Here is a 4,018-nt window from a genome sequence, read left to right on the forward strand (position 1 = left end):
CGCTGCTGTTCCTCGCGCCGACTCCCCTCGGCGTCCTTGGGCTGATCGGCGTTATCGGGATGGTCTGGTACCGGGGCCGGGTGTGGTGGGGGAAACCGATGCTGCTGCTGACCGGCGGCATCTACGCCTACTGGCTGCTCGGCCTTGCCGCCTTTGTCCTGGTCGGCCGCCATCTGCTGCTGCAGGACACTCCCCGGCTGACAAGCCTGATGCTGGCCTCGGCCGGGGTGCTGACCATCGCGCACACCGCCCCGCGTCTTGTACGCCTGATCTCCATCCGCGCCGTCCCGGCCGGGCTGCCGACGCTCGCCCTGTGCCTGCTCAGCATCTTTGTCGCCATCACCGCATGGCAGGCGTGGATGCCGGGCGGCCCCCCCTCGGTGACCGGGCTCTACCAGCCGGCTGTGAGCACCGCAAAAAACGACACCACCCTCGCATTCACCATGGCGCTGCCCGACGGAAGGTACCCGGCCGCCGCGCCCGCCAGCATCCGCCAGCCCTGGTTCCCCACCGACCCCATCGAGAAGGACGTGGCATCCGTGCTCGGCAAGAGCGCGGAACCGGTCACCCTGTCAGCCTCGGAGCAACTGTTCCCCTATGTAAACTGGCCCGGCTATATCGGCGTCACCAGGACCGCGGCCGGCATCGACACCAACTGGTCTGGCAGATACGCCGCGTTGCGCAAGCTCTCCGGCGTCACCGACCCGGCCGCGTTCGCCGCCGCCGCCGCGCACACCGCGTTCGGCCCCGTCGACGTGTTCATTCTCCTGCGCACTGGACCGGGACAGTGGTCCTGGACGCCTGCTGCCACCCCGGACGGCCCCGTCACCTTCACGCCCGCCCAGTTCAGCCCGGCCGCCTTCACCGTCTTCACCAACCTGCATGGCGGCTACGTGCTGGCCGTCCGGAAGCCGCAGGGAAACGGCTAACCCCGCGCAGGGCAACAGATATGATTCCCGCACTATTGATCAAGGCCCGTGAGGGGGCAGTGTGGACACCGGGTTGACCGGTCAGGCGACCGCCCAGCACGTTAGCGCGGAACGGTCGCCATTCCGTGAGCGCATGCGGCGGTTCACACAGTGGTCCCGGCGTCACCCGAGGATCGCGTGGGTGACCGGCACGACAGTCGTCGGCCTGGCGCTGTTCCTCTGTTTCCTTCGGCTCTCTTGGACCTATCCCGCTGGCTCCGACGGCGCTGACCAGGCGCTGCAGGCGTGGGACGTGCTGCACGGCAACTGGCTGCTGCGCGGCTGGACCATCGCGGACGTGACGTACTACACGACCGAGATCCCCCAGTACATGCTCGTCGAGCTGATCAAGGGCCTGGGGCCCGATGTGGAACACATCGCGGCCGCCAGCACCTATACGCTGCTGTTGCTGGCGGCCGGCCTGCTGGCCAGGGGCCGTTCGACGGGGCGGGAAGGGCTGATCCGCTTCGCGGTGGCGGCCGGGATCATGATCGCGCCGCAGTTCGGCAACGCCACGCACCTGCTGCTGTCGCAGCCGGACCACCTGGGCACCCAGCTCCCTCTACTGCTCGCGTTCCTGCTACTGGACCGCGCGCCGCGGCGCTGGTACGTCCCGGTCGCGGTCGGCGCGATCCTCACCTTGGTGGTGATCGCCGACCAGATTGCCATGCTCACCGCGGCCGTACCGATCGCGATCGTCTGCGGCGCCCGTGCCCTGCTGGGAGTGGTCCGCCGCAAATCGCTGGCCTCCCAGTGGTACGAGCTTTCCCTGGTCGCGGTCGCTGTCTTGTCGTACGCCGTGGCCAAGCTCGCCGTGCGGCTGATCATCGACCTGCACGGATACCACCTCCTCCCGCTAGCGACGAAACGCACCCCGACCGCCTATCTCGGGCAGCACATCGTGTTGGCGGTGGACGGAATCCTCAACGTTTTCGCCGCCGACTTCCTCCACCTCTCGAAATATTCCCTGCTCGGTCCCAGCCTGGGCGGCCTGCCGATGGCCGCCGGAATCGCCCTCGCCGCGGTGCACCTGGTGGGCGTGGCGCTGGCGGTGTGGGGCTTCTTCCGCGCGTTCCGGTACTTCTTCGACCCGAGCGACCTGGTCTCCCCCGTCCTGGCCACGGCGCTCGTCGTCAACGTCGCCGCCTACGTGCTCAGCGTCGCCCCCGTCACGCTGTTCGACACTAGGGAGATCGTGGCCGTGCTGCCCTTCGGCGCCGTCCTGGCCGGGCGCATGGTCCCCGGGACGCTGACCCGGTTGCCGCGACGGCTGAAGCCGGCGCTGGCCTTGGTCTCAGTGGGTGTGCTGGCTTGCTATGTGGCCGGGCTCGGCTATGGCACCGCCCATCGCCCGGTAGCGGACTTCGACCAGGCGATCGTTCCGTGGCTGGAGGCGCACCACCTCACCACCGGGCTCGGTACCTACTTCGAGGCAAACCTCATCACGATGGACAGCGGGGGCCGCGTCGCGGTCAGGACGGTGTCGTGGCAATTCACCCGCGACGTCCCGCGTCGTTACGAGTCCAAGGCCGACTGGTACGACCCCCGGCAAAGCTATGCCAACTTCATCGTGACGAACACCGCCGACAACACCCAGCTCCCCAACGGGAGCCCGCGCCGCAATTCCCTGATCCCCCTCCCGGCCATCGCGGCCCTGCACGCGGGTCCGCCCGCGCATGTTTACCACTACAAGACGTTCACCATCATGGTCTGGAACCACAATCTCCTCGACGACCTGGGCAGCTCGCGAACGAGCTTGCCCGGCAGGATCCCGTGTTACGTCCAGTGCACCTGAACGGCTTACCAGTCGGTGGCGATGTACTTCGTCTCGGTAAACTCCAGCAGCCCGTCGTGGGCACCCTCGCGGCCGATGCCGGACTGCTTCACCCCGCCGAACGGCGCGGCCGGGTCGGAGACCAGGCCGCGATTCAGCCCGATCATGCCCGCCTCGAGCGCTTCGGAGACCCGCAGCCCGCGGCGCAGGTCCCGCGTGTACACGTAGGACACCAGGCCGAACTCCGTCGCATTCGCCCACCGGATCGCGTCCGCCTCGTCGGTGAACCGCACCACCGGCGCTACCGGGCCGAAGATTTCGGTGTCCAGGATCGCGGCCTGCGCCGGCACCCCGTCGAGCAGCGTCGGCTCATAGAAGAAGCCGCGCCGGTCCGGCTTGCGGCCCCCGGTCACCAGGGTGGCGCCGCCGGACCTGGCGCCGTCCACCAGCTCGGCCACCTTGGACCTGGTGTCCTCGTTGACCAGCGGGCCGAGCTCGGTGTCCTCGTCGAGGCCGGGCCCGACCTTCAACGCCGCCAGGCGAGCCGCGAACGTCTTGGTGAACTCGTCGGCCACCGCCTCGTGCACGTAGAACCGGTTGGCCGCGGTGCAGGCCTCGCCGCCGTTGCGCATCTTCGCGATCAGCGCACCCTCCACCGCTGCGGGGATGTCGGCGTCGTCGAAGATAATGAACGGCGCGTTGCCGCCCAGCTCCATCGAGCAGCTGATCACGTTGTCGGCCGCCTCGCGCAGCAGGATCCTGCCGACCTCGGTGGACCCGGTGAAGGACAGCTTGCGGACCCGCGGGTCGTGCAGCATGGCCGACACCGTCGCCCCCGACTTGCGGGAGGTGAGCACGTTGATGACGCCGTCCGGGGCGCCCGCCTCGGCCAGGATTCCGGCGATCGCCAGCGCGGTCAGCGGCGTCTCCCCTGCGGGCTTGAGCACCACGGTGCAGCCGGCCGCGAGCGCGGGGCCGATCTTGCGGGTGGCCATCGCGGCCGGGAAGTTCCAGGGCGTGACCAGGACGGACACGCCAATCGGCTGGTGCAGCGTGAGGATCCGGTTCGCGCCGGACGGCGCCCGCATGAAGGTGCCCTCGATGCGGACGGCCTCTTCCGCGTACCAGCGGAAGAACTCGGCGGCGTACGCCGCCTCGCCCCGCGCGTCGCGCAGCGATTTGCCGTTCTCCGCCGACATCAGCCTGGCGATGGACTCGGCCCGCTGCGTCATCAGCTCGAACGCCTTGCGCAGGATCTCGCCGCGCTGCCGCGGCG

Annotated in this window: 3 protein-coding genes; 2 read left to right on the top strand and 1 reads right to left on the bottom strand. The window is 69.1% G+C overall.

Features of this window, described 5'->3' with window-relative positions; genetic code table 11:
• Together WA805_RS16060 and WA805_RS16065 are read left to right on the top strand one after the other, a co-directional pair.
• Positions 1 to 929: hypothetical protein (locus WA805_RS16060; protein WP_425242735.1), on the top strand; the 929-nt coding region annotated here is incomplete at its 5' end.
• A 181-nt stretch (positions 930 to 1,110) separates the two neighbouring features.
• Positions 1,111 to 2,763 (top strand): hypothetical protein, encoded by a 1,653-nt coding sequence (locus WA805_RS16065; protein ID WP_424559693.1) that lies wholly within the window; start codon positions 1,111 to 1,113, stop codon positions 2,761 to 2,763.
• Positions 2,764 to 2,768: 5 nt separating this feature from the next.
• Here WA805_RS16065 and WA805_RS16070 read toward each other — a convergent pair.
• Positions 2,769 to 4,018: NAD-dependent succinate-semialdehyde dehydrogenase (locus tag WA805_RS16070; protein ID WP_425242736.1), on the bottom strand; the 1,250-nt coding region annotated here is incomplete at its 5' end.

Origin of the sequence: Trebonia sp. (genome assembly GCF_049794275.1) — a bacterium.
Classification (GTDB): Bacteria; Actinomycetota; Actinomycetes; order Streptosporangiales; family Streptosporangiaceae; genus Trebonia.